Raw genomic sequence first — 519 nt, forward strand, 5'->3', positions numbered from 1 at the left:
TCTTCGAGGCGGCCTTCGACATCGAGGGCGCGCGCATGGGCGTCAACTATGGCCTCAACCGCGTGCGCTTCATGTCGCCCGTGCCGGTCGGCAGCCGCCTGCGGGCCCGGCTCACGCTGCTGGCCTGCGAGCCGGCGGCGCCGGACGGCGTGCAGATGACCTGGCAGGCCACCATCGAGCGCGAAGGCGCCGACAAGCCGGTCTGCGTGGCCGAATCGCTCACGCGCAATTACGGCGCGCCGGCCTGATCCCCCGGCGGCAGGGATCTCAGTGGTCGCCGCTCACTATGGTGTGCGCGCGGGCCGCGGCGATCGCTTCGGCGCGCACCTGCTCGCGCGTGGCCACCTGGGTATTGCCGTCGGACTGGCCGGACAGCGCCAGGGGCGCGGGAACGTTGCTCCAGTCGCCGTCGCGCGGCAGCGTGCCGTTCTGGCGGGCGGCCACGAGGTCGGCGACCACGGCTTCGCGCGTCAGCGTGCTGGACGTGGCCTGGTTCACGGCCGGGTAGTGGATCCAGTC

General features: G+C 72.8%; 2 protein-coding genes. One reads left to right on the forward strand and one right to left on the reverse strand.

What is annotated here, in order from left to right; genetic code table 11:
* The coding region (locus E4T88_RS18825; protein ID WP_260393729.1) for a hotdog family protein at positions 1 to 248 on the forward strand (248 nt) is incomplete at its 5' end.
* 19 nt (positions 249 to 267) lie between these two features.
* On the opposite strand, the gene E4T88_RS18830 is transcribed toward E4T88_RS18825, so the two are convergent.
* On the reverse strand, positions 268 to 519 hold a 252-nt coding region (locus tag E4T88_RS18830), incomplete at its 5' end, for a DUF4148 domain-containing protein (protein ID WP_135107551.1).

It is taken from the genome of Dysgonomonas mossii (genome assembly GCF_004569505.1).
Classification (GTDB): Bacteria; Bacteroidota; Bacteroidia; order Bacteroidales; family Dysgonomonadaceae; genus Dysgonomonas.